This window comes from Pseudaeromonas pectinilytica (genome assembly GCF_054780855.1).
In genome coordinates this window covers 1-692 of record NZ_BAAGVN010000164.1, presented here as the reverse complement: position 1 = coordinate 692, position 692 = coordinate 1, and the positions used below count along the sequence as shown (strand labels likewise).

At 49.7% G+C, this 692-nt stretch carries 1 protein-coding gene; it reads left to right on the top strand.

The features are described from left to right. The first annotated feature begins 191 nt into the window (after positions 1–191). The gene (locus ACYVG7_RS09995) at positions 192–644 is read left to right on the top strand and encodes a chemotaxis protein CheW (RefSeq protein ID WP_460882984.1); all 453 of its coding nucleotides are present in this window, start codon (positions 192–194) and stop codon (positions 642–644) included. Positions 645–692: the final 48 nt, after the last annotated feature.

Sequence of the window (692 nt, the reverse complement as noted above, 5' to 3'; positions counted from 1 at the left end):
TTGGTATCCATAGCGGGCACCTCAGTCCAGCGAACTTACTGCAAGTATAGATTGCCCCAACACGTAAAGGGAACAGCGCCAAACCGATTGCTGGTGCTTTGAATCGAGGGACTAGCAAAATGGCCAGTTTGTCACCGCTGAATTCAGAGCCGGGTGATGGTCGTTTTGTCCAGTTTTAGGAGGTGCTCGGTATGAATGATGTGATTGCATATTCCTCCTCATCCGATCTTCAGGATCGCGGAGCTGGGCAGAACCTATCTTTTCATTGCATGAAAATCGCGCTGGCTTTACCTATTAATCGCGTGAGGGAAATTATCGAGTATGGACATCTGACCGCAGTGCCTATGATGCCCAATTATGTGTTAGGGGTCATCAATTTACGGGGAAATGTGGTCCCTGTTGTTGATCTATCGGCACGCTTTGGTGCAGGCGAAACCGTATTAGGGCGGCGGACTTGCATTATTATTCTGGAGTTGCCGAATACGGATGGGCCGCATTTGGTCGGACTAGTCGTTGATGCTGTCGATGAAGTCTTGGATATTGAGATGGCGCAAATTGAACCGCCGCCCAGTTTTGGCACTGCCATCCGGAGTGATTTCATTATGGGGATCAGGGCGGGATCGCACTTTGTTAATGAAATTTGAACAGGCTGATCGTCTGTGATCTAATCACGCCTCCATGCAGGAGGCGCG